Source organism: Microcoleus sp. Pol11C3, from assembly GCF_036701485.1.
Taxonomy (GTDB): domain Bacteria; phylum Cyanobacteriota; class Cyanobacteriia; order Cyanobacteriales; family Microcoleaceae; genus Microcoleus.
Genome location: NZ_JAUBQW010000067.1, coordinates 1 through 25161 on the forward strand (window position 1 = coordinate 1; position 25161 = coordinate 25161).

Here is a 25161-nt window from a genome sequence, read left to right on the forward strand (position 1 = left end):
AACATTTTGGGGTCTTATATTTTTCACTCCTTTCAAGTCAGTTATATCATACCTCATCTTTTCGATAAATGCTATAGTATCCCGGTGTATTTATCATCTTATGCCCGCTCAAACGACTCCCATGAAATAGGTTATTTGACCAGGAATGACATTGCAAGAATAAGATTGCCTTTCGTACTTTTAATGCTCTTAACTGGATAGAATTACCCGCCGCCCTTTTTTTTCGGAGTTTTTGGAGGGCTGACATAGCGCGCCCAAAAAGGTTCCTCCATATCTTTCATCGCTGCTAGTTTTTGACGCTCTTCCTCGATGCGCTTGCGTTCTGAAAGATCAGAAAATATGTTGATACTGCCGACTGTCTGGCCGCCCGCATCTCGCACGCGTGCGGCAAACAGCCAAACATCGATCGAACTACCGTCTTTTTTCAACAAAGATACTTCCAAACCGTTTTGCGGTTTGCCATTAGACGCAGACTTTAGCAGCGCGTAAAAATCTTGCTTTTGGCCTTCAGGAATATTCGGTAAAGGTTTCCCTAAAACCTCAGCCGCAGTCCAGCCAAAAAGTTGTTCGGCCGCGCGGTTCCAAACAACGGTATTGCCGTCATTGCTGGTACAGTTAATCGCCAGCGGCGCCGATGCTATCTGGGCTTGCAAAACTTGGTTAACGAGTTGCAATTTCAATTCTACTTGCTTGCGATCGGTAATTTCCTGACAAGCGCCCCACAAACGGACAACCCGTTCAGCAGTTTTGTCCCACACCACTTGCCAGTAGTCCCGCACCCAGCGCACCTCGCCTTTTTGATTAATAATGCGATACTCATTAGCTCCAGTGCGGCTAAAAGTACAGCCTTCTAATTGTTTAATTAACATTTCCCTGTCGTCGGGATGAACGAGTTCCGAGTTCCACCAACCAAACGATTCTAATTCTTCAGGAACGATCCCGGTGCAGCGCTCAAAAGCTTCTGTCGCCCACTCGCAGGCGAACTTGCCGTCGGGCAGTCCCTTAAAAGAATAGGCAAAATCCGAAGTAATTTGCGACATAACTCTGTAGTGGAGTTCCGACTCTCGTACTGCGATTTCGGCTTGCTTTCGTTCCCCTATTTCCCGCGAATAAATTATAATTCCATGCACGCTAGAATCGTAAAGCAAACTGTTACCTATCGACTCCATGTAGAGCCAAGAACCGTCAGCGTGGCGTTTCCGATATTCGATTGCCTCCCCAATGCCTGGAGATTCTAACAACTTACCAAAATACGTCTGCCAAGCCAGCAAATCGTCTGGATGGAGTAACTCGCCGTGAAATTTGCCAATTCTTTCTTCTGGGTTGTAACCCAAAAGCCGCTGTAAGGCTCCGCTGTGGTATCGAACTCGCCCGTCGGAGCCAACAATGCTAATTAAATCGGGAGAATTACGCAGCATAGCTTGCAGTTTGGCTTCACTTTTAGTTAATGCTTGAGTGTCCCTGCGATGCTGGCTGATTTGTTTTTCCAACTGCTCCCGTAGCTGTCTGATTTGCCCTACTTGCTGGGCTACAGTGCGTTCCAAGAGGCGATTATTTTTTTCACTTTCAACCAGCTTAGCCGCGTTATTTGTGGCGCTTTCAAACAAGCGGCTGCCTGCCATTTCCTGTAGAGAATTTGATAAATCTTCCAAAATCTTTGTGAAAATTGCCTGTTGCGGGTGTGGCAATTCCCTAGCTTGTTCCTGCAATGTTTCTAAGTGTTTGTAGACAGTTTCTAGCATTTTATTAAGGGGGGAATCTAATAGTTGCCTGCGGGTGCAACCCCTAAAAAGCGGACACAAGTTTTTTCAACATAACCCATAACTAAGACAGGTGCCTGGCGATCGACCCATCGCGCTCTTAATAACCAGGCATTTTGGGACTTTATGTTCAAATCATAGCAACCGATAGAGAAAGTAAATTCTTGTTGCGCCCTAATTGCCAGCCCACCAGCACCCCCAACAAGTGATCGCCAGGAGTGCGGGTAACTCCCCTACCCAGTGAATGTGGGGCTTCTCGCGGTTAAGCTAAACTAGATGGGTGTCAAGAGAAAGAGGGATTTATGACAGAGCAAGCCAACGCTCGCGATTTGTTTCGCGCTGCTTACGAACACCGCTATACCTGGGATGCCAATTTTCCCGGTTACAGTGCCGATATTGAACTCAAACAGGGCGACGAAGTATATACGGGTCATGTTTCCATCAAACCCGACATGAGCGTGGAAGTCAGCGGCATTGAAGATGAGGAAGTGCAGCAAAGCGTCTACACCCAAATGCGCGACATTGTTACCCACCGCAAACGCTCGACATTTGAAAAATCTCACGGCAAAAATAGCTTTACCCTGGGCGAGAAGGACAGCACCGACGCTGTGGATATTTTAGTGCAAGGCGACTCAATGGGGTCTAACTATAAAATCCGAGGTCTGTCAATTTGTCAAGTCAGCCGGGTGATGGGCCGCATGGCCTTTGTCATTGACACGCATAAAAGCTTAGAGACACCCGAAGGTTCTTTGGCCAGCCACTACGACGCCGTTTTCCGCAACCCCCAAACAGACGAAATCATCAAAGAACTCGAATTTGAAGATACGTTTGAAAAGATAGGCGACTATTATGTGATGACCAAGCAAGTAGTGCGAGCGAAAGAAAAAGGTGAACTGACAACAACCGAGTTTAACTATTCCAACGTCAAACTGCTAGAACCAGCATTAGTGTAGCGCTAACCAAAAACCCGATTTCTTAAATAAAACGGGTTTTTTGGTTAGTGTATCAGAATCAACTTGATTGAGCGGCAAGTAACGGTACGATCGAACCAGAGAGCGAACTCCGATCGAGCATCAGCGTAACAGAAACCAGGTTTCCTGCTGCGGGCTCACCTGAGTGCCTAAGTCTTCGATCGAAAAACCCAGTTTCTTAAATCCCGCGCGGGTTGAGAATCCTGCTCTTGGGTCAAATCCAACAAAATAAACTGCAACAAATCATCACAGAGGCGAAATATGACGACACTAGCACTAACCAGAGATAACGTCGAAACAGTTCTCGACGAAATGCGCCCCTACCTGATATCCGACGGCGGGAACGTTGAACTCGTAGAAATCGACGGCCCAGTGGTACACCTGAGACTGCAAGGAGCTTGCGGCTCTTGCCCAAGTTCCACAATGACTCTGAGAATGGGCATTGAACGTCGCCTGCGCGAGGCTATCCCAGAAATTGCCGAAGTCGAACAGGTAATGTAATTAGTCAGTTGGTAGTTGGCAGTTGGCAGTTGACGGTTGACGGTTGACGGTTGACGGTTGACGGTTGACTGTTGACTGTTGACAGTTGCCAATTACCCAATTTAATTGCCCATGACCAATTACCAAATTTAATTACCAATTACCAATTACCAATTACCAATTACCAAATTCACTTACAAATTACCAATTACTAAATTCAATGTCTCATCCCCTTTATGTAGCCTTCATTTGGCACCAACACCAACCGCTCTACAAATCCCGAGTATCAGCTAGCGCAGGAGCAGCCCAGTACCGACTGCCTTGGGTGCGCTTGCACGGAGTCAAAGACTACTTGGATTTAGTGCTAATGCTGGCAAAATATCCCAAGCTTCATCAAACCGTAAACTTGGTTCCCTCCTTGATTTTGCAGATAGAAGACTGCATCGCAGACAGAGCATTAGACCCTTACTTGACTGTGACATTAAAGTCAGCAGAAATTTTAACCATCCCAGAACAAGAGTTCATTTTAGAACACTTCTTTGACGCCAATTATCACACCCTGATTCAGCCACACCCCCGCTATGCTCAACTCTACACTCAGCGGCAGGAAAAAGGCATTCAGTGGTGTTTGGAAAACTGGAAATTGCAGGATTTTAGCGACTTGCTGGCATGGCATAATTTAGCTTGGATTGACCCGCTGTTTTGGGACGACCCCGATATTGCAGGGTGGCTGAAACAAGGACAAAATTTTAGTTTGGTAGACAGAAAAAACATCTACTCAAAACAAAAAGAAATCCTCGCTCGCATCATTCCCCAGCACCGTAAAATGCAAGCTGAGGGACAGTTGGAAGTCTCCACAACCCCCTACACGCACCCGATTTTACCGCTGCTTGCCGACACTAATGGCGGCCGCATAGCCATTCCGAACATGACGCTGCCACAACACCGGTTTCAGTGGGAAGAAGATATTCCCCGACACCTGAGAAAATCCTGGGAAATGTATCAAGACCGATTTGATTGCCAACCGCGCGGTTTGTGGCCGTCGGAACAAGCAGTCAGCCCGGAAATTTTGCCCTACATTGCCAAACAAGGCTTTAAATGGATAGTCTCGGACGAAGCAGTATTGGGGTGGACAATTAAACACTTTTTCCACCGCGACGCGACAGGGAATGTCTACGAACCAGAATTCTTATATCGCCCTTACCGTTTAGAAACTCCTGACGGCGATTTAGCCATAGTATTTAGAGACCACAGATTGTCTGACTTGATCGGGTTTACCTACGGTTCGATGGAACCGGAAAAAGCAGCGTCAGATTTAGTGGGACACTTAGAAGCGATCGGCAGAACTCTCAAACACCGACAGTCCGACGGCCAAACAGCTTTAGAAAATCCCTGGTTAGTTACGATCGCCCTAGACGGCGAAAATTGCTGGGAATTCTATCCCCAAGACGGCAAACCGTTCTTAGAATCCCTCTATCAAACTCTCAGCGACAATCCAGATATCAAATTAGTCACAGTCTCAGAATTTCTCGACCAATTCCCAGCAACCGAAACAATTCCCGCAGCCCAACTGCACACCGGTTCGTGGGTGGACGGTTCCCTCACAACTTGGATCGGCGACCCCGCGAAAAATCGCGCTTGGGACATATTGGGGCCCGCGAGACAAATGCTAGCAAACCATCCAGAGGCCACAGAAGAAAGCAACCCAGAAGCTTGGGAAGCGCTTTATGCGGCCGAAGGTTCCGACTGGTTCTGGTGGTTTGGCGAGGGTCATACGTCGAACCAAGATGCCATGTTCGACCAGCTATTTCGCGAACACGTAGCGGCAATTTACGACGCTCTTGGCGAGCCCGTACCCCCGGAAGTGCGGCGACAAGTAGAAGTCCACGAGGTTCAAGGCGACCACCAGCCACTGAGCTTTATTCACCCGGTGATTGACGGTATCGGCAACGAACAGGATTGGGACAAAGCCGGCCGGATTGAGGTTGGGGGAGCAAGGGGTACGATGCACCGGAGTTCGGCTATTCAGCGGCTTTGGTACGGGGTAGACCACTTGAATTTTTACATTCGCGCCGACTTCAAGGCAGGGGTGCGGCCGGGAATTGATTGCCCTCCAGTGTTAAATTTGTTCTGGTTTTATCCCGATCGCACGATGAACAACAGTCTGATTCCGCTGTCGGGTTTGCCTGACGAAGCACCGCTAAACTATCGATTCCACCATCAGTTAGAGATTAATTTGCTGACGAAATCGATTTGGTTTCAGGAAGCAGGAGAGGGCGATGAGTGGCAGCCCCGCATCAGCCGGGCCCAAGTGGGATTGGATAAATGTTTGGAGATAGCAGTGCCTTGGGCGGATTTGCAGATTATGCCCGACTGGGAGGTGAGGCTGATTGCAGTTTTATCCGAAGGGGAGCGTTACTCTACCTGTATGCCGGAAGATGCTTTGATTCCGATCGGAATGCCGTAAAAAGTCATTAGTCATTAGTCATTAGTCATACGTTCAGAAGTTACGCAGAAACCCTATGTGTAGGGGGCGCATTGCACACGTTACTACTATGCGTAAAAATTGTGTAATATCAATTCCGGCTGCGCCGGAATGATATAGAGGAGACGGCAGTGCCGTTTCCCTACGCCAGATTAATTGTAGGGACACGGCACTGCCGTGTCCTGACTTCGGGTAATATTAATTCCGATGCCAACCGGAATTGATATAAGTCCTGTAATTATTAATCAACAGTCAACAGTCAGCAGTCAGCAGTCAACAGTCACCTGACGGTGCCACCGGAATTGATATCATTAGTCATGGGGAAATTAACAAACTAATGAGCAGCATTTTACTATTGGTCGATCGCCACCAACAACCTAATTTGCCGATCGCACACCTCAACACCGAGCATGAGGTGATCGTACTCGATCGCGCTTTAGATACCAGCTCCGAATTTCCCATTCCCCAAATCGCTTTTGACTTGTGCATTCTCGACGAGGCCTCTTTCGATCGCATCGGGCCGCTGATAGAAGGATTAAAAGCAGCAGCCGAGCCGATATTTTTACCGTTCTTGCTTCTTAGCAAATCCCAAACACCTGCTTTTTCTGAGCAGCAATTTTCGCCACAGGCAAAACAACTCGATCGCAGAATTGACGATTTGATAGTAAGTCCCGTAGATGGCGCCCACCTGCACTTGCGGGTAGAAAATTTGTTGGCCCGTAGGTGGCTGTCGCTAGAACTCCACAGACTTCAGGAAGTAATTAAAGAACAGACTTTTACAGAAAGTTTGTTAATCGACTCGCTGCAAACGGCAAACGAAAACCTGCAACGGGAAATCGCCAAGCGGGCCCAGGTAGAAACTGCACTGCGAGAAAACTCCTATCTGGACTCGCTGATCAATGCCATGCCAGATATTGTCTGCTTCAAAGATGCCGAGGGCAGGTGGCAGGAGGCAAATCAAGCGATATTGGAAGTGTTCGAGCTAGAAAAAATAGACTACCGCGGCCTCAAAGATTCTCAACTAGGAGAACTCAGCATTTTTTACCGCGAGGCGCTACAGGGCTGCGAGGTGAGCGATAGAGAAGCGTGGGAAAAAGGTGAGCTTTCTAGGGGAGAAGAAGTGATTCTCCGCTCAAACGGTACTGTGAAAATCTACGATGTCATTAAAGTACCCGTATTTCACCCCGACGGCAGACGCAAAAATATAGTGATTTTGGGTCGCGACATTACCGAACACAAGCAAACTAGAGACGAACTCGTGCGCTTGGCGTCGATTGTCGAGTCTTCCGACGACGGCATTGTCGGCAAAACCCTCGCCGGGACTATTCAGAGCTGGAACGCAGGAGCCGAGAAGATTTACGGCTACTGTGCCACGGAAATCAAGGGCCAGTCGATCGAGATTTTAGCCATACCCGAACGCCCCAAGGAAATGCCCCAAATTCTAGAAAATATTAGGGCTGGAGCCAGCATCGACCATTACGAAACCGTGCACTTGCGGAAAGACGGTCAACAGATAGATGTGTCCCTGACGATTTCTCCGATTAAAGACGCCACTGGAGCGGTAACGGGCGTTTCCACAATCGCTCGCGACATCAGCGACAGCAAGCGAGTCGAAAAAGCCTTTGAACAACTTCGCCACCAAACAGAAATGATTTTGTTCTCCGCAGGAGAAGGAATTTGCGGGTTGAACAAAGAGGGAAAAGTAACTTTTGTCAATCCTGCTGCGGTGAGAATGGCTGGGTGTGAATCAAAGCAATTGATCGATCGACCACTCTATGAAAGCTTACACCGTGTACAGGAAGAATGCTCAAGGGCGATCGAGCAACTCTCACCTGCAACAGACATCAATTCAGGCTCTGAACTTGTCCCACACTGTGCGGCACCGCAGGCGGGCAAACTGCTGCCGTCTCGGGTAAGTTCTCAAATTTTAGCCACCTTGAAAGACGGAGAGGCGCGGCGCGTCACCGATGAGGTTTTTTGGCGGCGAGACGGCAGCAGTTTTCCGGTTGAGTACGTTGTCGCTCCGATGCGAGAAGAAGGCGAAATTATTGGAGCTGTGGTGACTTTTAAAGATATCACCGATCGGCTTGCCGTGGAGCGCATGAAAGATGAATTCATCTCTGTTGTCAGCCACGAACTGCGGACACCCATGACCTCGATTCACGGTGCCCTCGGCCTCCTCAACAGCGGCCTGCTTGACGCTTACCCCCTGAAAGCCAAGCGGATGCTGGAGATTGCTGTCACTAATACTGACCGCTTGGTGCGGTTGGTCAACGACATCCTGGATTTAGAGCGGATGGAGTCGAGTTACAGCACTGCCGTCAAACAAACTTGCAATGTGGCTGAGCTGATGTTGCAGGCGGCTGACGAGATGCAGGGAATGGCTCAGCAGGCGGGAGTTACTCTGTCGGTGAAACCTGTGGGGGCGCAATTGCAAGCTGTTCCCGATCGGCTGATTCAAGCCTTGACAAATTTGCTCAGCAATGCTATTAAATTTTCTCCTTCCGGGGCTACGGTTTGGCTGAACGGGGAGTTGACCCACAATCTGGATTTGACAGAAAAAGCTGGGTTGAAGTCGGTGTCGTCTCCGTCTTTGTTGTCTCCTGAGCCTGCCGCCGCCCATCCGCACTTGCCAGGGACGAGCTCGTCGTACATCGTGATTGCTGTGAAAGACAAAGGGCGGGGTATTCCGGCAGACAAGCTGGAGATGGTCTTTGAACGCTTTCAACAGGTTGATGCTTCTGATTCTCGCCAGAAGGGAGGTACTGGTTTGGGGCTGGCTATTTGTCGCAGTATCGTGCAGCAGCACGGGGGGCGGATGTGGGTGGAGAGCGTTTTGGGGGAGGGCAGCACTTTTTTCTTAAGTTTGCCACTTCTCAGGGAGGGGCTGGCAACTGAAAGTTAATTTCTACCCAGGTGTACCCAAGGTTACTGATTTTGTGCAGATTGTTCGATCAAGTCATCGACAAACAATCTCAGCCTTTTATTCAGTTTGGGGACAGCAGGCAAAAAGCGCGATTTGAGGTCGCAAAGCGGCTTTTTTTGGGTGGGATTTTACAGCCACCGCGCCAGACGGTTAGGACGTTCTTAGTTGAAACCCTGCCGATCGATGGCAACTTAGGTCTTCCTTCTTCCTTCTTACTTCAACATCTGCTATACAGTTTGGAAAATTTACTGTAAAGTCCGATCGGGTAAAATAATTTGCTTTACAAAATATTCACATTTCGCCTCTAATCTGTGATCAGTTCTCATTTCTAAAAAAATGTTAATTTTGACTGCCAAGCGCATCTTGGTTATTGACGATGCGGAAGATATTCGGGAAGTAGCTCAAGTCAGTCTTGAGGTGGTGGGGGGCTGGGAAGTCCTGACAGCGAGTTCGGGCCGCGAGGGTGTTGCTAAGGCTGTTGCGGAACAGCCTGATGCTATTCTGTTGGACGTGATGATGCCCGACCAAGACGGGCCTACTACTTTTCTACAGTTACAAGCTAATAAGGCTACGCAGCACATTCCGGTAATTTTATTGACGGCTAAGGCTCTGGCTGGGGACAGGCGGATGTTCGCGGATTTGGGGGTGGTGAGCGTGATTGCTAAGCCTTTTGAACCGATGTTTTTGGCGGCTCAGGTCGCTGAAGCTTTGGGCTGGGAGCAAGAATAGCTCGATCGCGCGCATTGAATTGTGCAGCTTTTCAAGCAGTAATTTTGCAGGCAAAGAGAGTTAAAAAAACTTGCTTTCTTTGGTGGCGTTGCTGAGCTCGAATCGGGTCGATCGGACAGGATATATGTAGCGACTTAGGCGCCGTACCTTTCGTCCTGTCAGCTTTAGACTAAAAACCTCAGTCCGGTATCAATTTTAATCCTGCTGCTCTTGGGGTGAAATTGATACAAATTAGGGATGCCTAAGTGCCTATTGGTAGTGCGTTCATTTAACCTGATTCGACCTCAGCCATGAACTGAATATTCCTGTGGATTTTTCGGAAAAATACAAGCTGGCAGGATTATTTTACTTTTTGTAACAACTCACTCGTCTTCATAAGTTCTTCAGGTTTTAGTTTTAAGTTTAAGCACATGGTCAGGGATCGCTCCTGACTGTTGGCAGACACATTGGGAGAAGACGACTATGCCCTCAGCTTACATTTTGCTACTAATAGTTTCTCTGGCAGCAGTCTGGGTTTACTGGCAAACCTCTCAAGATATTTTTGTTCTGGTGGCTTGGGCTGGGCTTGGTTGTTTTATTTGGGGTTTCTCTTGGGCTCCTTGGAGCGTTCAGCTTTTGATTGTGGTGTTGCTGTTGGGCCTCCAAAAGTGCTACTTGCGCGACGCTCAAAGCTGTGAGTGAAAGAGATTTTTTATTTTTGTGCCTGGAATTGAGATGTACAGGCCTTTGTGAATCTCTCTAATGATTGGGTTATCGCTCCATATCTTCAAAAAAGGTTTAAAATATCATGAATAGTTGCCCTTGTTGCTCATCTAAATTGCTCCGCCACGCTCGCCACAATCGCGTTTATTGGTTCTGCTCGCACTGCTGGCAGGAAATGCCGGATCTGTCGGAGATGATTTTACTTAACAGCGTGCGGAATCACAAACGCGACGGTTTGGTGAAACATCCGGCTTTGACTCCTAAATCGAGGATTTTTGATTCTGTAGAAATTGCTTAGTTTGCTAGAGTTAGTCTCGCGATAAATATTGAGACGGAAAAGATTTTTGATTGTGCCATTTGTGGGATTTTTTGATAAAAAATGCAAAAGCCCCTTGCGTGTGAAGGGGACTTATTAGCGGGGGGCTTTTGCAGTTGTGATGAGGTCGATCGTCTGAATTGCAGCTATTGTATGCAGTTAAGCTGATTACATCAAACCGATTTGAGAGAGAATGCCTTGACCGGTGATGAATTCCGTAGCTAAGCCGATAACGAAGCCCAACATTGCCAAACGGCCGTTCCAGGTTTCAGCAAACTCAGTGAAGCCAACTTTTGCGTCTTTGTTTTCCATGACCAGAAACCTCGTTTAATTTCAACCTTATGTAACTAAACTTAACACAGCAGTACAAAGTTTGCAACATATTTTTACATTTACTGTTCAAATGCCGGAGAGCAGCCAGTAATCTAGCGTGAATTAGCAGAGAATGACGGACTCTTTACGCTATATATAGCGTTTCTTTGTAATTCCTGTGCAAGTAGAGATTAGCAGGGGTATTTGTGTCAGATAAACTCAAAAAATTAAATTAGATTACCCCTTGACATCTAAGAGTTAAGGTGCCAGTATCAAAACTATACAGCTCAGATAGACATCCGCATTCAAAAGCAAAAGTGTCGGTTAAGTCGTCTCAGCGGTAGGATGTGCAGATTGCGAATAGGCGTCCTAAAGACCAGTTGATATAGACATTAAAGTTAATTTCGTTTCAACTGGAATCAATAGGTATCTCCAGGAACTATGTTTTTGTCTTGACACGGCAAGAGTTTTAGGTTTTTATTTGGAGAGTTCTAATAAGTCACTTGGCGCGACATTAACTTTAATGTCTATATCAACTGGTCTTTACGACGCCTCTTCGCAATTTGCACATCCTATCGCTGAGACGCTAACCAAGCAAGTACACACTAAATTAATAGTGTGTTAGTCAAGAGTTTTGTTAAATGGAAAACCTCATTTGTGAGCGAAGCCACATACAATCTTTCCTTGACTAGATGCGTAATTTATCTATGCTGTCCTGCAAACATTAGTTTTAGGACACATAAATATGAAGGACAATCATTTAGTAATTGGCAAACAAATCAGCCAGCAACAGTCTTTAGTTTCAATTTATTGGGATTATGAGAACATCCCAGATGTAAAGCAAGCCAAAAACTTATTGCTTTTTGCTGCTTCATTAGGATATGTAGTTACCAGAAAGGTTTACCACAAGAATTGGCAGCAGAGAAATAAGATTTCTCAAAAAAAAACATTCGTTAATCTTGGCTATGATTGTGTTCCTGTAGTCCAGAAAATCCATGATGCTGTTGACTTCTGTTTGTTTTATGACTGTTCTGATGAAGCAGCAATTAGTCTATATCCACACACATTTATTATTGTGTCTGGAGACGGCAATGGCGAAATCTTGATTCCTAAGCTGCAAAACAAGGGTAAAAAGGTGATAATCTTCGCTCGGCCAGGTAATGAAAATAAAAATCTGGAAAGGCTCGCAAATGAATTCTACTTTCTGGATGAATTACCGAAGTTGCTTGAAAGCTACAAACTAGCAGCCTAAATATCTCTGAAATTCACCCCGCCGCCGATAGCAAAAATCCAGTTTATTTGATAAACTAGATTCTCCAAACCTACCGCTATCTGCGGCTCTTTCATGTCCACATAATAACACCCAACTCCAAAAACAATAACCATTACAAAAATCCTATGCCATTAACTAATCCAACACAAGAACTCAAAATTACCATTCCCGAATTCAACAATGAAAAACTGCTGCGCCAAGCCCTCACCCACCGTTCCTACGTCAACGAAAACCCCACATTCCGCGAAGAAGACAACGAACGCTTAGAATTTCTCGGCGATGCTTTGCTGACTTTTCTCAGCGGCGAATATCTCTATCAGCGTCATCCAGAAATGGGAGAAGACCAACTGACTCGCCGACGTTCTGCATTAGTAGATGAAAAACAATTAGCCAGATTTGCTACCGAAATCTATTTAGACTTAAAAATGCGGCTCGGAAAAGGAGCTTATCGAGAAGGTGGGATTACTAATCCAAATTTGCTCAGCAGCACTTTTGAAGCATTTATTGGGGCTTACTATCTCGACACGCAAGACATGGACAAAGTTCGCAACTTTGTGTGGCAAATGTTTGATTCTGTTCCCGAAAATGTTGTCGAAACTCGATCGACTGTAGACTCAAAAAATCGCTTTCAGGAATGGGTACAAGCCAACGGTGATACGACTCCCCCTAAATACGTGACCATCCAAGAAGGAGGCACACCCCACAAGCCGGAATTTCTCGCTAAAGTGTATGTCGCAGAGAAACTCTATGGAGAAGGTAAAGGCAAAAGCAAAAAAGATGCTGAGAAAAATGCGGCAGAAGATGCGCTAGCAAAGCTGAAAAAACGGGGACTGATCTAAACTTGAAAACATCGGTAAAAACTACTAGCTTTTTTGTGCGATACGGGCGTTAGCGAAGCCCTCGAAGACGATCGCCCGAATTGATTGCAAGAGCGCACAATCGGCTATAATCAGGACTTGGGCAAGTGTTACCGCCGTCGATAGAGGGTTGTAAAGGCAGAAATTCGTTGACGAGTAGCCGAGTGTCGATCGTAATTTTGGGAAATATCAGAGCAATTCATGTCTACTCAAAACCCGACTACCCTAACTGTTGAAGAAGCACAGCAAATCCTCAAAAATTTCACTTGTCTGGATATGCAATCTCTAGCATCGCCGCTGGAAAAACAGGCACTCCGTCAAGCGATTTTGTTGGTAGCAAGTTTGTCGGATTATCAAATGTTGGGAGTGTGCGCTGGTTCGACGGATGAGGGTTTTTCAGCTTTAGAAGCTTATTTGAAAGCTTTGGGATATCAAGCTGTTTTAGATCCCAATGCTGTCTCGACCTTTGCTGGTTCGGTTTATATAAAGTTCAATACTTTGAAGGGGTCGTATTATGTTGACGGCTATCCCGGGACTTACCGGGGCGTTTTGATTTCGTGCCAATCAGCCTCAGAAAGTGGAGTTAGCGGAACTTACGGTCATTTACCTCTCGATTTATTTGTTGATTAATTTGTCAGTAGTCAGCAGTCAGTCGATCGATTAAATTGCATCAAAAACCCACTGATTCACCTTACTAAGCTGTAGGGTGCGTCAGCAGATATCCCTTCGATTCAGTTGAATCAAACACCGACTGACGCACCTTACTAAAATTAACCCTTGCCAATGATCAATTCTGGCTCTTGTTCCGGTGCGGTTTCTTCGGGTGGCAGTCCCAAAATATCGCTGTACAAGTTGATGTATTTCCGGGCCGAAATATCCCAGCTAAAATCTTCTCTCATGCCGCGCTGTTGCAGTTCTCTCCACTTATCTTTGTAGCGGAAACCTTCCCAAGTTCTGATCATGCAGGTGAACAAGTCGAGGGGTTCGTAGCGATCGAAACAGTAACCTGTACCAGTATTGTCGATCGGGTTGTTGTGGGAAACGGTATCGACTAAACCGCCGGTGCGGCGAACCATTGGCACGCACCCGTAGCGGAGGGCGAGCATTTGGCTGATGCCACAGGGCTCGAAACGGCTGGGCATCAGGAAGCTGTCGCAGCCTGCGTAAACGCGCCGGGAGAGGGCCTCGTTGTAAAGTAGTTGGGTAGACATCCTACCGGGATAGCGGGCTGTCATTTGCCAGAGTTGGGTTTCGTAGTAGCGATCGCCCGTTCCGAGTACAATAAATTGAGCGTCGGTATAGGCCATGAACAAATCGAGCATTTGAATTATCAAATCTAATCCCTTCTGTTCTACCAGGCGCGACACCATGCCGATCAAAAAAGCATTTTTATTCACTTCCAAACCGACTTCTTCTTGCAGCGCAATTTTATTAGCGGGGCGCTTTTCAATAGTATCAACACTAAATTGTTGATGGAGGTACTTGTCAGTTGCTGGGTTGTAAGATTCTGTATCAATTCCATTCAAAATGCCCGATACTTTACCGCCGAGATAAGACAGCAAACCTTCCAAAGTTTCCCCATAAGCTGGAGTTTTGATTTGCTCGGCGTAAGTCGGTGAAACTGTATTTACTCGATCGGCAAACTGTACTGCGGCAGCCATTGTATTGTGACCTTGCATATACCAAGGGCACCAAGTCATCTGCTCCAAACGCCAGCGCCACGGCCCTTGATAAGCTAAATTGTGAATAGTAAAAACTGTGCTGATATCAGGATCTTGGCTCATCCAAACAGGTATCATCCCCGTATGCCAGTCGTGACAGTGGATAATGTTGGGCTTCCAATGATTCCAGGCAAATTCAGCCGCAGTATTGGCAAAGAAAGTGAACCTCCAATCTTCATCTAAACCGCCGTAAACGCGGCGGGGCAAGAAAGATGGATGTTGCATTAAGTATAAAGGTACATCGGTTCCCGGCAAAACAGTTTCAAACACCGAGAAGCTTTGGAACATGGCAGCCCCATCCCAAACAGGTTTTTTGGGAACATCCATTTTGTCGGGGATGAAACCGTAGTAGGGCATGAAGATGCGGACATCGTGTCCCATGCGCCGCAGAAATTTAGGCAAAGCGCCGACGACATCGCCCATACCGCCCACTTTGGCAAGGGGTGCTGCTTCGGCGGATACAAATAAAATACGCATTATTTTTTTGTGTTCCTTGAAATTGTTAGTCTAGATTAAGTTTAAATGGCGAGCGTCACAATATTAACGCGCCGTCCAAAAACAAGTATAAATCTGAGTTGCTGTAGCGATCGCAGTTGACTCAAGAATGCGATCGCCCTTTTTCCATCCACGTCGCTGTGGGGTGAAAAAAAGAGCGATCGCCCGTACTCTCTTCCCGCGATAATTTTCACGATCTAATCAAATTTATCTGTCACTTTCTGAGGGACGGTAAACCTCAAAAATTGTATGCAGTCTGCTCACCTTTACGCATTAGTAAAACTGCACGCAAAGCCATCATTATGTAATTAAGGAAATAGCGATCGCCCTTTTCATCCCGTATACGAAAAAGAGCGATCCTCTTCGAGGGCTTTCCTTCGGATCGCTTCGCTAACGCCAACGCCCGAATCACATATTACCGACCACTCCCGACTAATTCTGAGAATCCTCCTCAAAACTTTCTTCAAATCCAGCTAGAAAGTCATCCAAAGCTTCAGAGGCGATCGCCAAATTAATATTATCAGCATCTTCCCCGGCCCACGTATTCACCCCAACCACTTGACCGGCCATATTAATCAGCGGGCCGCCGGAATTTCCCCGATTAATCACCGCATCAGTTTGCAACAGCTTTACCTCAGCAACATCCTCCTCATCTTCCTCGCCTTCTTCATACTCATCGGGCTCGCGAATTGCACTCACAATACCTTGAGTTAAAGTTGAAGCAAACTGCCCCAAAGGATTGCCCACAGCAATTACTCTATCTCCCACTTTCACATCAAAAGACAACTCTAGGGGAGGATATTCTTGGGGAGAATCCACTTGTTCCCCTGTGTTCGGGTCGAAGGTAAAATCGCTAATTAAGAGTAATGCTAAATCTTCTTGAGCATTACCAGTAAACACCACCTCTGCCAATCTCAATTTTCCGTCGTGAGTTTCCACTAAAACCTGTTCCACTTCATCTTCTTCATAGAAGTAATCTTGCTCGGCAATATCTTCTACAACGTGATAGTTCGTGACAATTATGTCCGGCGATACAAAGAACCCGCTTCCTGAAGAAATCTCTTCTTCTGTATCCCAATCCATCACGTAAATTGACACTACGGACGGCAAGACTTGCTCGACTACATCCGAAAAATTTACTGCTTGAGTTTTGAACTCTTTCAATTGCTTCTGCAAAGCTTGTTTGTCTACCTGCATTTTGCTATAAAGTTGCTGAACCTTTTTCACTTCCAACTTTAATTGAATTTCTCTAGCGCTCATATTTTGCCTTTACCTGAAATAAATTGCTGATTAATTTTGGATGTTTGATTGTAGATTGTGGATGGGTAGGTTAAAAACTATAGGACTTACGAAAAAAAACCGGTTTTTACCATAAATCTTGGGCTATACAGCGAGACTTACATCATAAACCGGGTTGATTAACACCCGTGCGGAGCGTCCTAAATTAGTCAGATATTTTTGAAATCTATCGCGCAAGTCCTACCTAAAATCCCATCAAAAATCTACAATCAGACTGCTACTCTACCTGTGAAAGCCAAAGCAAACCGCCTGTTATTTTTATTTTACAAAAGGCGAGATATCGCGTCTAAAAGCATTGACAAAGAGATGCGGATCGGTTTTAGGAACCACGTCGAACTTCGACAAAAATTTCCTCCAAAATTTCACTAGCCCCCTGTTGGCGCAGGCGGTGAGCGAGGTCAATTCCTAGCATTTCAGCAGTCTCGGCGGCGCCGGAAACACTATCTTTGACGAATCGCTTGCCGTCGAGACTCGATACCATTCCGGTTAAGGTTAATTGACCGTTTTCTATTTTGGTATTGACGCCGATCGGCACTTGACAGCCGCCTTCTAATTCCCGCAGAAATGCGCGTTCGGCATAACATCTTTGGGCAGTTTCCGAGTGTTCGAGAGCTTTAATCACTGCCATGATTTCTGTGTCTCCGGCGCGGCATTCGATGCCCAAAGCACCTTGTCCGACGGCGTGAAGGGAGATTTCAGGAGGGATAATTTGGTGGATGCGATCGCCCATTCCCAGTCTTTCCAATCCGGCAACTGCTAAAATAATCGCGTCGTAACCGCCCTCATCTAATTTAGCGAGTCGAGTATTGAGATTGCCGCGAATATCTTTAAATTCAAAATGAGGGAAATGGTGTCGCAGTTGAGCCAGCCGCCGCAGGGAAGAAGTGCCGATTACTGAACCTTCTGGGAGGGTGTCGAGTTGCTTGTCTTTGTGCTTGGAGTGAACTACCAGGGCGTCAGCGGGATTTTCCCGTTCGGTGACGCATCCTAAAATTAAACCTTCGGGCAAATTGGTAGGCAAATCTTTGAGGGAATGAACGGCAAAGTCCGTTTCATTGTTAATCATCCCCGTTTCTAATTCTTTGGTGAAAAGTCCTTTATCGCCAATTTTAGCGAGGGCGACATCAAGAATTATGTCCCCTTGGGTGGACATGGTGTGGACTTCAAAAGTGTGTTCCGGGAAGTGTTTCTGTAGCTGTTCTTGCACCCAGTGGGTTTGCACGAGAGCGAGTTGGCTTTTGCGGGAACCGATGCGAACGGTTCGGGAAGGGGCAGATGTGGTTGGGGACATAAGATCGATCGGAGGATAGCTTGAAATCAGCCAATATATTCACCTGATCTAGCGTACCGCAGGTGGGGACTTTAATTGCTGGTTGGGATAATTCGAACGATAAAATAGAAATACCAGGTTTGGAGCGCCAGTAGCAGTGAGCTGTGATGATGTTTGCCATCCAGCATTGGGCGTCCCTTGCAGTCCAGCCGATCGACATTGCGAAGCAAAGGCTGCCGGCGATGTACGCTCTACCTAGGGTAGAGCCGGATGAAGCTGGTTGACATGAGGAGTTAGCTTAGCTGCAGCGAGAAAGAATTAGCTCAAAAGTTGCGAGATTTGGAAAGAAAAATGTAGTGGCGAGGGAAAAAGGGCGATCGTATTTATTTGTAGCAGCTTCGTTGACAAAAGGTCGATCTACCTTTTAGCCCTCAGCTACGGCAATCAATAACTGAACTTCAATTCCTAAAGTCCGAGCACTGCGAGCCAAAGCTTCATCGCCAGTCACCAACAGCAACTGATTAGAACTTGCTACTGCTAAATGCAGTGCATCTAAGGTACGCAACGGTACTTCAAAGCGGCTAATCCAATCGCGAGCTAAATTGTAATGAATTGGCTCTAAGGGATGCGAGTATAAAAATTTTCATCCAAGTCAGTTTGAAAATTGTTCGCTATTTGTCTTGCCTCTTCTGGAGAAATTTCCCTCAGTCGCAATTTGCGGGCAACTGCTGAAAACAGTTCCACTTCAACTAATTGACTTAGTGCGGGTGTGTCTTCAATGCTCAGTAATTCATCAACAGCATCGTTGAGAGCTTCTGGTAAATAGAAGGGGACAAGAACGCTGGTATCTATATAAATCAATACCGTGCTTCCTCCCTTAGCCTAATGACTGTTGCACTCATTGGCTCGCCCTTGACATTAATGGAGTTTCGGAATGCTTTACGCCTAGCTAACCGCTGCTCCTTGGATAGCGGCGGGACTACGCGAGCTACTACTTGGCCTTCCTGTACGATCGTCACTTCTTCTCCCAAAGCCACCTTTTCCAAGATAGCTTGCAGACTCTGCTTGGCTTCTTCAACGCTAATCGCAGGCATCTCATTAGTTTTTTAGGTACTTTTTAATTGTACAGCAACGGGATATTTAATGCGAAAAATGTCGATTCCCTACCCTTCACCGAACGCACGCGCGTTCGGGATAGCTTCGCTCGCGCGTACCCTTTTTATTTCCCAGCAAAATTTAACGTTGCCCTGCTTGAAGTGCAGAATTTGCTATCTGGACAACTTCTTGCTGCCGTGCGTTTTTCCTTGTGACTCGGTACAGCACCCCCAGCCTTTGCCACTCAACAAAAGCAGTGCAGTAAGGACCGCAATTATTGAAATAAATTCCCCTGATTCCGCCCGCCAATTCAATGCTTCTGTAAGTATCCTGTGGCAATCGCGAAGGAGGCGAAAACGGTTCATTTCTTTTAGCTTCGATTGTGCCGAAATAACAGGCTCCCGCGCGGCATCCTTTGCCTAAATACATTCCCACAATGTAACCGTGGGCCCCCGCTTGCACATCAAAATCAAGTTGCTGAATGTCAGATAAAGGAAGTCTACTCGGAAGAAAAACAGGCACTCGCGTTTTGCCTTTGATTTGCCTAAAAATGTCACTGGCAGGAAAACGACTGTTAGCTTGATTGGCACCTGAGTTATCGGGGAGTGGGGGAAACTTTTGGACAAAATTCCTCCACTGCATAACTCTATTTTTAGCAATGTTAAAAGTGGGAATAGAGTATTTTTCTAGCGCAAAAGAAGGGCGACTGTTTTTCAGGTTAAAGTTGCGGCGAATCACTGTAATTTCGGGTTTGCCTAAGCCGTAAGCTGTGGCTATGGAACGGGCGAGATTGCAGCTAATTTTGAAGCGTCCCATCTCAATACTGCCATTTTCTGCTTGATAAGACCAATTGTAACCTTCAGAATGTCGATCGCGATCGCACAAAAAATGAGAAATCTCAAACATCTTGGCAATATGAACATCGTACAACCGCAACTTGCGGCTGCCGGCAGATTTTGCAGTGTTGTGATCGGGTACAATAAATTGTATCGGTTGCCAGCTATCTTCAGGGGAAAAATTAAACCAGCGGATTTCTGTAATTGGGAGTTCAGTCCTTGCTAACGCTGAGTTTGGTGTCAAAAGTGCGTGAAGCGAAGCTATCCCGAAGGGAATCGTAAAAGCAGTCACCACACCAGCAAAAATCGCCGCAAATAGCCATCTTCCCCTCATCCTGATTTCTCCCTAAGTAGGTAAGCGCCAAAAATATAGCATCTTGTAAGGGGCGAGTGCGAGTTAAGATATATCATACAATAACGGTAAGGTGCGCCCTTACGCACCCTACATATAGAAGTTGTGCCTCCAAGACTACAAAAATTAACGCTTCCCAGCTTGAATAGCAGAATTTCCTATTAAAATTAAATCAGATTCTCGTCCGTTCTTAATGGCGACGGTATACATAAAACCCTGAGTTTTCCACTGAAGAGTTGCTGTGCAGTAAGCCCCGCAACCGTTATGAAAAACTCCTTTCACTCCGCCCGCAAGCTTGACATTTTTTAACGTCTTAGTTACCCCTTCTAGTTTTGTAGTAAACTCCCCGCCTTTTTGACCTTGAATTGACCCAAAAGTGCAAACAGTCGTACCGCCACAATCGGGTTTATACTCGATTGAAATACTATAGCTGTTTGCTTCTGCTGTAGTTGGATAGTACATTTTTGGCAAATCCGGAATCCTGTTGGGAATAAAAATAGGCACTTGCGTTTTGCCTTTTAACTTTGGCAAAATTTCATTTACCGGAAACGCAGTGCCTCCTTGAGCAATTTGTGTTGTTCCCGATTGTCGTTGCGACAATTGCGAAGATCCAAAAACAACCGAGGGAGGTACTAAAGCAGTCAATACACAAGCAGAAGTAGCCAAAAGTAATAATTTCTTCTTCACGGTCTTTTCCCTTAATATTCCAAGAGTTGAGTTGAGCGGCGAACCGCATTCACCTATGTACAACCACAATTCAAAATACCAAATTAACACTCGCTTTTCCGGGAAAAATGTTTTTTTACTCTCTTGACAAGGTTGCCAAAATATGAAGTTATCTATAATATAGAGAAGGCGAGCAATTTAGGAGTCGATCGTGGAACTGCAAGAGTATTTGCGCCAGCACGGAGTGGAAACTTTGTCCGAAACTTATCATATCAAAGTTACCCGCCACCGCCAATATCCTGATCTAGTCTGTCTGAAATACTCGCAGATAGAATCTCCCCTGGGCGAAAAAATAGTCCAGCAGTGCCGAGGCATTATTTTAGATTCATCTCAAGATTGGCAGATAGTTTCTTATCCCTACGACAAATTTTTTAATTACGGAGAAATTCACGCCGCTGGAATTGATTGGAGTCACACCAAAGTTTATGAAAAACTAGACGGTTCTTTGACTGTACTGTATTTTTACAAGGGAGAATGGAGAGTGCAATCTAGCGGCACTCCCGACGCCGCCGGCGAAGTTAACGGTTTTGGATTCAGCTTTGCCGAACTTTTTTGGAAAGTCTGGCAAGAATTGGGATATCAATTGCCCGAAGAAACCGACCAGTGTTTTATCTTTGAATTGATAACGCTTTACAATAGAATAGTTGTCCAGCCAAAAAACAATCAAATCGTGCTGCACGGGGTTCGCAACACTCAAACGCTGCTAGAAACAGATCCGAGTGTTTGGGCGAATAAATATGGCTGGGAATTGGTCGCCTCCTATCCTTTAACTAGCTGGAAAGAAGTTATCGAAGCGGCTCAACATTTAGATCCGATGGATTCGGAAGGGTATATTATCTGCGACGCTAACTTCAACCGAGTTAAAGTAAAGTCTCCGCAATATGTCGCGATTTCCCATCTCCGCGAAGGGTTTTCGACCCGCCGGATGATAGAAATTGTTTTAACTAATGAAGGAGAAGAGTTTTTAGCTTATTTTCCTGAGTGGAGTGAGTTGTATCAACAAGTTAAGGACAAATATCAATCTTTGGTTCAAGAAATCGAGGAAGCTTACCGACAGCACGAATATATCGAAGTTCAGAAAGATTTTGCATTAGCTGTGAAGCATTTGCCGTATTCCGGGATTTTGTTTTCTTTGCGGGCCCGAAGAGTTGCGGGAGTGAAAGAAGCTCTCCGTGATGTTACGATTCATAAAATAGAGGAGTTGTTGGGTTTAGATTACCTCCATCTAGGTTTGTAAGGTTCGCAGAGAATCGGCGGTTGAAACCGCTCCTACACAAACAAAGTCCACGCGGACTAAAGAATTAAGTTGCCAATTAGCAATTACCAATTATCCATTATCATTACCAATTGCCATGAAAAGAGTTATTGTACTTGTTGGTTTACCTGCTTCGGGAAAATCTCAATTTTCTAGGGAATTGCTGCTGTCGGAACCTGCAAAGTGGGTGCGTAGCAATAAAGATTTGCTCAGAGAAATGGCTCACGCTTCTCATTGGTCGCAGGCGAATGAAAAGTTTATTGTGCAGTTGAGAGATACGATTATTTTGATGGCTTTGGAAAGCGGCAAGCACGTCATTGTTGATGATACTAATTTCGGTCCTCACATCGAGCATATCAAACAGTTAGTTAAAGGTAAAGCCATTGTCGAAGTTAATGATTCTTTCCTGCAAGTTCCCGTTGAGGAATGTATTAAACGGGATTTGAAAAGGCTTAATTCGGTGGGCAAAGAGGTGATCGTGAAGATGTACAATAAGTACGTGCGGGTTCCCGTTGGGCCGCCGGAATATAACCCGGACTTGCCGGATGCAATTATTGTTGATATGGACGGTACGCTGGCACTCCTCAACGGCAGAAATCCTTTTGATGCTTCGAGGTGCGATCGCGATTTACCGAATCAGCCCGTCTTAGATACCGTCCGCAAGTGGCAGTCCAGCGCCCATATTATTGTAGTGTCGGGCCGCACAGATGACTGTCAACCTCAAACTAAAAAATGGTTGCAGCAGTACGAGGTTAATTATGCCAACCTTTATATGCGGAAAACCGGAGATATGAGGAAGGATTCGATTATTAAAGAGGAGTTCTATCGGCGGCATATTGCAGAAAAATATAACATTAAGTTTGTTTTGGACGATCGCCAGCAAGTTGTTGATATGTGGAGAGGCTTGGGATTGACGGTATTCCAAGTAGATGAAGGGGATTTTTAAGGCAGGGTTTGTTGGCGCGGGCGGCCTCCCAACTCCTAATGCTATAATCAAAGTAACATTGACAAACATTTTGTTATGATAGCCATTCCCCAAACACCCCAAAAAATGACCGTTGAGGAATATCTCGAATGGGAAGCTCAACAAGAGATTCGCCACGAATATGTCAACGGCGAAGTTTTTGCCATGACGGGCAGTACAATTCCCCATAACGATCTTGCACTCAACTTTTACACTGCATTGCGCCCACATCTGCGTTCCATAGGCTGTCGGATGAACGTGTCAGATGTGAAATTGCAAGTCAGTTTTCAAAGCCGTTACTACTACCCTGATGTGATAGTCAGTTGCGACCCTCAAGACATCAATTCCCGCACATTCATCCAGAATCCTAAAATCATTGTGGAAGTTCTTTCTCCCAGTACAAGTGCTAAAGATAGGGATGAAAAATTTACTTCTTACCTAAAAATTCCGACTTTGCAAGAGTATATCTTAATTGATTCACAAAAGATTTTTGTTGAGCGTTACTGTCGGGGAGAGGGCAGAATGTGGCTGTACTATTCTTACACTGCTGGGGAGATTATCACTCTCTCAAGTATTGGGTTTGATTTGCCGATCGCACTTTTGTATGAAGGTGTTGGATTTGAAACAGAAACAGAAACAGAAGGATAAAAACACACCGAATTTTGCAGCTTTTTTATGAACAGGCAAGATGCCTGTTCCACAGAGAGTAAATTTTATTTTGTGGTGGGCTTCGACGCCGCCCATAAAAGCCGATAAGGAATAGGCAAGATGGCTGTTCCACAATTATTTACTTATCGCGTCCAAGCCAGCCAGCGGTTAAACAAATTTTTCACAAACGGAGTCAAACGAGTGCGATTATAAGCATCTCCCGCTTTCCGAATTGCATCAGCTTGTGTCGGATACGGGTGAATTGTGCTAGCAATCTTTCCCAAACCAATATTGTTAACCATTGCCAAAGTAATCTCGCTGATCATATCCCCAGCGTGTCGCGCTACAATAGTTGCACCTAATATTTTATCGCTGCCTTTTTTGACGTGAATTTTCACAAATCCTTCCTCTTCGCCGTCAATAATTGCCCGATCGACTTGACTGAAAGGAATCAAAAATGTATCGATATCAATGCCTTTTTCCTTAGCCTCGCGATCGCCCAACCCGACGCGCGCAATTTCCGGGTCAGTATAAGTACACCAAGGTATCGTCAAAGCGCTGAGCTTTTTGCGCCCGAAAAATAGAGTGTTTTGAATCACTATCCTCGCGGCAAAATCAGCAGCGTGAGTAAATTTATGTTTCATGCAAATATCCCCAGCGGCATAAATGCGGGGATTAGTAGTTTGCAAATTGTCGTTGACAAATACGCCCGTATGTGTATCATAATCGACACCTACAGCCTCCAGATTCAATCCTTCGACGTTGGGCGATCGCCCTGTACTCACAATAATTTCATCTACTGTTGCCGATGCTTCTTTACCTTGAGATTTATAATAAATTACTTTACCTGCATTTGTTTTCTCAACGCGCTCTATTGTGGATTCTAGTATTAGTTGAATTTCTTCCCGTAGAAAAGCCTGCTGCACGATTTTAGCAGCATCCGCATCTTCTTTGTCTAAAATCTGAGAATTTTTGTGCAGCAATACGACTTCCGAACCCAGTCGCCGAAAGGCTTGAGCCAATTCGCAGCCGATCGGCCCTGCGCCAATTAGTGCCAAACGCTGAGGTCTTTCTGTGAGGTTAAAAACAGTTTCATTTGTCAAATATCCCGCTTCTTGTAAACCGGGAATTTGTGGTTGTAGCGCCCTTGCACCTGTGGCAATTACTGCTTTTTTAAAGCGCAGAGTTTGACCGGCAACTTCAACTGTATTATTGCTAGTAAAACGACCAGAACCCAGAAAAACATCAACTCCTAATTTCTCCTGATATCGTTGAACAGAATCAACATCGCTGATTCCCGCCCTGATGCGGCGCAGCCGTTCCATCACAGCGGCAAAATCCACTTCTACACTGTCAGAAATATTAACACCAAATTTATTTGCTTCCCAGATGTCGCCAACAGTGCGGGACGATCGAATCAGCGCTTTTGACGGCACACAACCGACATTCAAACAGTCGCCGCCCATCAAATGTTTTTCAATCAAAGCAACTTTCGCGCCCAAACCTGCGGCACCTGCCGCTACAATTAATCCAGCGGGTCCCGCACCAATTACTACTAAATTATAAGAACTAGCCGGCTGCGGATTTACCCAATCGGGCGGATGCAAATAGGAGACTAATTTCTGGTTGTGTTCGTCCATCGGGGGGACAGTTACGCGATCGACTTTTGACTGCGACATTGGCAAATCC

At 45.8% G+C, this 25161-nt stretch carries 26 protein-coding genes; 13 read left to right on the forward strand and 13 right to left on the reverse strand.

The features are described 5' to 3' along the window. Window positions 1-203: 203 nt before the first annotated feature. On the reverse strand, window positions 204-1742 hold the full coding sequence (locus tag QUA40_RS16245; protein ID WP_333127552.1) for a PAS domain S-box protein: 1539 nt from the start codon (window positions 1740-1742) through the stop codon (window positions 204-206). Between the two features lie 320 nt (window positions 1743-2062). Here QUA40_RS16245 and QUA40_RS16250 point away from each other — a divergent pair, with 320 nt between their 5' ends. Together QUA40_RS16250 and QUA40_RS16255 are read left to right on the forward strand one after the other, a co-directional pair. Beyond that, a complete protein-coding gene (locus tag QUA40_RS16250; protein WP_333127554.1) occupies window positions 2063-2713 on the forward strand; it encodes a DUF3386 domain-containing protein in 651 nt (216 codons plus the stop codon). A gap of 279 nt (window positions 2714-2992) precedes the next feature. Beyond that, window positions 2993-3232 carry a NifU family protein gene (locus QUA40_RS16255; protein ID WP_194064818.1) on the forward strand — a complete coding sequence of 80 codons (240 nt, stop codon included), beginning with the start codon at window positions 2993-2995 and terminating at the stop codon, window positions 3230-3232. Here the strand turns inward: QUA40_RS16255 and QUA40_RS16260 are convergent, their stop codons facing one another. Further along, complete coding sequence (locus QUA40_RS16260; protein WP_333127558.1) at window positions 3233-3358, reverse strand: hypothetical protein; 126 nt, start codon at window positions 3356-3358, stop codon at window positions 3233-3235. A gap of 73 nt (window positions 3359-3431) precedes the next feature. Between QUA40_RS16260 and QUA40_RS16265 the strand changes: the two genes are divergently transcribed. The 5 genes from QUA40_RS16265 (at window position 3432) to QUA40_RS16285 (ending at window position 10351) form a co-directional block, all read left to right on the forward strand. Further along, window positions 3432-5678 (forward strand): glycoside hydrolase, encoded by a 2247-nt coding sequence (locus QUA40_RS16265; RefSeq protein WP_333127560.1) that lies wholly within the window; start codon window positions 3432-3434, stop codon window positions 5676-5678. 355 nt (window positions 5679-6033) lie between these two features. Beyond that, entirely contained in the window at window positions 6034-8601 is a 2568-nt protein-coding gene (locus QUA40_RS16270) for a PAS domain S-box protein (protein WP_333127562.1), read from the forward strand. Between the two features lie 357 nt (window positions 8602-8958). After that, entirely contained in the window at window positions 8959-9351 is a 393-nt protein-coding gene (locus tag QUA40_RS16275; protein WP_333127564.1) for a response regulator, read from the forward strand. Window positions 9352-9813: 462 nt separating this feature from the next. Continuing rightward, window positions 9814-10032 (forward strand): hypothetical protein, encoded by a 219-nt coding sequence (locus tag QUA40_RS16280; RefSeq protein ID WP_190655558.1) that lies wholly within the window; start codon window positions 9814-9816, stop codon window positions 10030-10032. Between the two features lie 106 nt (window positions 10033-10138). Continuing rightward, entirely contained in the window at window positions 10139-10351 is a 213-nt protein-coding gene (locus QUA40_RS16285; RefSeq protein ID WP_333127566.1) for a hypothetical protein, read from the forward strand. 186 nt (window positions 10352-10537) lie between these two features. On the opposite strand, the gene QUA40_RS16290 is transcribed toward QUA40_RS16285, so the two are convergent. Beyond that, on the reverse strand, window positions 10538-10681 hold the full coding sequence (locus QUA40_RS16290) for a chlorophyll a/b-binding protein (protein ID WP_333127568.1): 144 nt from the start codon (window positions 10679-10681) through the stop codon (window positions 10538-10540). Window positions 10682-11426: 745 nt separating this feature from the next. Here QUA40_RS16290 and QUA40_RS16295 point away from each other — a divergent pair. The 3 genes from QUA40_RS16295 to QUA40_RS16305 all read left to right on the forward strand — a co-directional run bounded on the left by QUA40_RS16295 (window position 11427) and on the right by QUA40_RS16305 (window position 13441). Further along, the gene (locus tag QUA40_RS16295) at window positions 11427-11933 is read left to right on the forward strand and encodes an NYN domain-containing protein (protein ID WP_333127570.1); all 507 of its coding nucleotides are present in this window, start codon (window positions 11427-11429) and stop codon (window positions 11931-11933) included. A 146-nt stretch (window positions 11934-12079) separates the two neighbouring features. Beyond that, a complete protein-coding gene (gene rnc / locus QUA40_RS16300) occupies window positions 12080-12793 on the forward strand; it encodes a ribonuclease III (RefSeq protein ID WP_333127572.1) in 714 nt (237 codons plus the stop codon). A gap of 219 nt (window positions 12794-13012) precedes the next feature. Then, a complete protein-coding gene (locus QUA40_RS16305; protein ID WP_333127574.1) occupies window positions 13013-13441 on the forward strand; it encodes a DUF1824 family protein in 429 nt (142 codons plus the stop codon). Between the two features lie 140 nt (window positions 13442-13581). Here QUA40_RS16305 and glgA read toward each other — a convergent pair whose 3' ends face one another. The 9 genes from glgA to QUA40_RS16350 all read right to left on the reverse strand — a co-directional run bounded on the left by glgA (window position 13582) and on the right by QUA40_RS16350 (window position 20566). Next, on the reverse strand, window positions 13582-15009 hold the full coding sequence (glgA, locus tag QUA40_RS16310) for a glycogen synthase GlgA (protein ID WP_333127576.1): 1428 nt from the start codon (window positions 15007-15009) through the stop codon (window positions 13582-13584). Between the two features lie 41 nt (window positions 15010-15050). Then, window positions 15051-15221, reverse strand: coding sequence for a hypothetical protein (locus QUA40_RS16315; RefSeq protein ID WP_333127579.1), 171 nt, complete (start codon window positions 15219-15221; stop codon window positions 15051-15053). 238 nt (window positions 15222-15459) lie between these two features. Further along, on the reverse strand, window positions 15460-16287 hold the full coding sequence (locus tag QUA40_RS16320) for a S1C family serine protease (protein ID WP_333127581.1): 828 nt from the start codon (window positions 16285-16287) through the stop codon (window positions 15460-15462). 358 nt (window positions 16288-16645) lie between these two features. After that, window positions 16646-17617: a hydroxymethylbilane synthase gene (gene hemC / locus QUA40_RS16325; protein WP_333127583.1), complete on the reverse strand. Its 972-nt coding sequence runs from the start codon at window positions 17615-17617 to the stop codon at window positions 16646-16648. Window positions 17618-18020: 403 nt separating this feature from the next. Next, complete coding sequence (locus QUA40_RS16330) at window positions 18021-18161, reverse strand: hypothetical protein (RefSeq protein ID WP_190739141.1); 141 nt, start codon at window positions 18159-18161, stop codon at window positions 18021-18023. Between the two features lie 53 nt (window positions 18162-18214). Further along, window positions 18215-18457, reverse strand: a complete 243-nt coding sequence (locus QUA40_RS16335; protein WP_333127585.1) for a type II toxin-antitoxin system VapC family toxin — start codon at window positions 18455-18457, stop codon at window positions 18215-18217. Further along, window positions 18454-18690 (reverse strand): type II toxin-antitoxin system prevent-host-death family antitoxin, encoded by a 237-nt coding sequence (locus QUA40_RS16340; RefSeq protein WP_333127586.1) that lies wholly within the window; start codon window positions 18688-18690, stop codon window positions 18454-18456. Before QUA40_RS16340 ends, QUA40_RS16335 begins: the two co-directional genes overlap by 4 nt. A gap of 142 nt (window positions 18691-18832) precedes the next feature. Then, complete coding sequence (locus QUA40_RS16345) at window positions 18833-19861, reverse strand: hypothetical protein (protein WP_333127588.1); 1029 nt, start codon at window positions 19859-19861, stop codon at window positions 18833-18835. A 144-nt stretch (window positions 19862-20005) separates the two neighbouring features. After that, window positions 20006-20566, reverse strand: coding sequence for a hypothetical protein (locus QUA40_RS16350; RefSeq protein ID WP_333127590.1), 561 nt, complete (start codon window positions 20564-20566; stop codon window positions 20006-20008). A 190-nt stretch (window positions 20567-20756) separates the two neighbouring features. Between QUA40_RS16350 and QUA40_RS16355 the strand changes: the two genes are divergently transcribed. From QUA40_RS16355 to QUA40_RS16365, 3 genes are all read left to right on the forward strand, one after another. Next, window positions 20757-21842 carry a T4 RnlA family RNA ligase gene (locus tag QUA40_RS16355; protein ID WP_333127592.1) on the forward strand — a complete coding sequence of 362 codons (1086 nt, stop codon included), beginning with the start codon at window positions 20757-20759 and terminating at the stop codon, window positions 21840-21842. 115 nt (window positions 21843-21957) lie between these two features. Continuing rightward, window positions 21958-22806: a phosphatase domain-containing protein gene (locus QUA40_RS16360; protein WP_333127594.1), complete on the forward strand. Its 849-nt coding sequence runs from the start codon at window positions 21958-21960 to the stop codon at window positions 22804-22806. 75 nt (window positions 22807-22881) lie between these two features. Then, window positions 22882-23472, forward strand: a complete 591-nt coding sequence (locus QUA40_RS16365; RefSeq protein WP_333127596.1) for a Uma2 family endonuclease — start codon at window positions 22882-22884, stop codon at window positions 23470-23472. A 143-nt stretch (window positions 23473-23615) separates the two neighbouring features. On the opposite strand, the gene QUA40_RS16370 is transcribed toward QUA40_RS16365, so the two are convergent. After that, on the reverse strand, window positions 23616-25151 hold the full coding sequence (locus QUA40_RS16370; RefSeq protein WP_333127598.1) for a mercuric reductase: 1536 nt from the start codon (window positions 25149-25151) through the stop codon (window positions 23616-23618). Window positions 25152-25161: the final 10 nt, after the last annotated feature.

Coding starts and splice junctions, on each gene's coding strand:
- QUA40_RS16245 (WP_333127552.1), bottom strand. CDS start 1,742: ATGCTAGAAACTGTCTACAAACACTTAGAAACATTGCAGGAACAAGCT.
- QUA40_RS16250 (WP_333127554.1), top strand. CDS start 2,063: ATGACAGAGCAAGCCAACGCTCGCGATTTGTTTCGCGCTGCTTACGAA.
- QUA40_RS16255 (WP_194064818.1), top strand. CDS start 2,993: ATGACGACACTAGCACTAACCAGAGATAACGTCGAAACAGTTCTCGAC.
- QUA40_RS16265 (WP_333127560.1), top strand. CDS start 3,432: ATGTCTCATCCCCTTTATGTAGCCTTCATTTGGCACCAACACCAACCG.
- QUA40_RS16270 (WP_333127562.1), top strand. CDS start 6,034: ATGAGCAGCATTTTACTATTGGTCGATCGCCACCAACAACCTAATTTG.
- QUA40_RS16275 (WP_333127564.1), top strand. CDS start 8,959: ATGTTAATTTTGACTGCCAAGCGCATCTTGGTTATTGACGATGCGGAA.
- QUA40_RS16280 (WP_190655558.1), top strand. CDS start 9,814: ATGCCCTCAGCTTACATTTTGCTACTAATAGTTTCTCTGGCAGCAGTC.
- QUA40_RS16285 (WP_333127566.1), top strand. CDS start 10,139: ATGAATAGTTGCCCTTGTTGCTCATCTAAATTGCTCCGCCACGCTCGC.
- QUA40_RS16290 (WP_333127568.1), bottom strand. CDS start 10,681: ATGGAAAACAAAGACGCAAAAGTTGGCTTCACTGAGTTTGCTGAAACC.
- QUA40_RS16295 (WP_333127570.1), top strand. CDS start 11,427: ATGAAGGACAATCATTTAGTAATTGGCAAACAAATCAGCCAGCAACAG.
- rnc (WP_333127572.1), top strand. CDS start 12,080: ATGCCATTAACTAATCCAACACAAGAACTCAAAATTACCATTCCCGAA.
- QUA40_RS16305 (WP_333127574.1), top strand. CDS start 13,013: ATGTCTACTCAAAACCCGACTACCCTAACTGTTGAAGAAGCACAGCAA.
- glgA (WP_333127576.1), bottom strand. CDS start 15,009: ATGCGTATTTTATTTGTATCCGCCGAAGCAGCACCCCTTGCCAAAGTG.
- QUA40_RS16320 (WP_333127581.1), bottom strand. CDS start 16,287: ATGAGCGCTAGAGAAATTCAATTAAAGTTGGAAGTGAAAAAGGTTCAG.
- hemC (WP_333127583.1), bottom strand. CDS start 17,617: ATGTCCCCAACCACATCTGCCCCTTCCCGAACCGTTCGCATCGGTTCC.
- QUA40_RS16340 (WP_333127586.1), bottom strand. CDS start 18,690: ATGCCTGCGATTAGCGTTGAAGAAGCCAAGCAGAGTCTGCAAGCTATC.
- QUA40_RS16345 (WP_333127588.1), bottom strand. CDS start 19,861: ATGAGGGGAAGATGGCTATTTGCGGCGATTTTTGCTGGTGTGGTGACT.
- QUA40_RS16360 (WP_333127594.1), top strand. CDS start 21,958: ATGAAAAGAGTTATTGTACTTGTTGGTTTACCTGCTTCGGGAAAATCT.
- QUA40_RS16365 (WP_333127596.1), top strand. CDS start 22,882: ATGATAGCCATTCCCCAAACACCCCAAAAAATGACCGTTGAGGAATAT.
- QUA40_RS16370 (WP_333127598.1), bottom strand. CDS start 25,151: ATGTCGCAGTCAAAAGTCGATCGCGTAACTGTCCCCCCGATGGACGAA.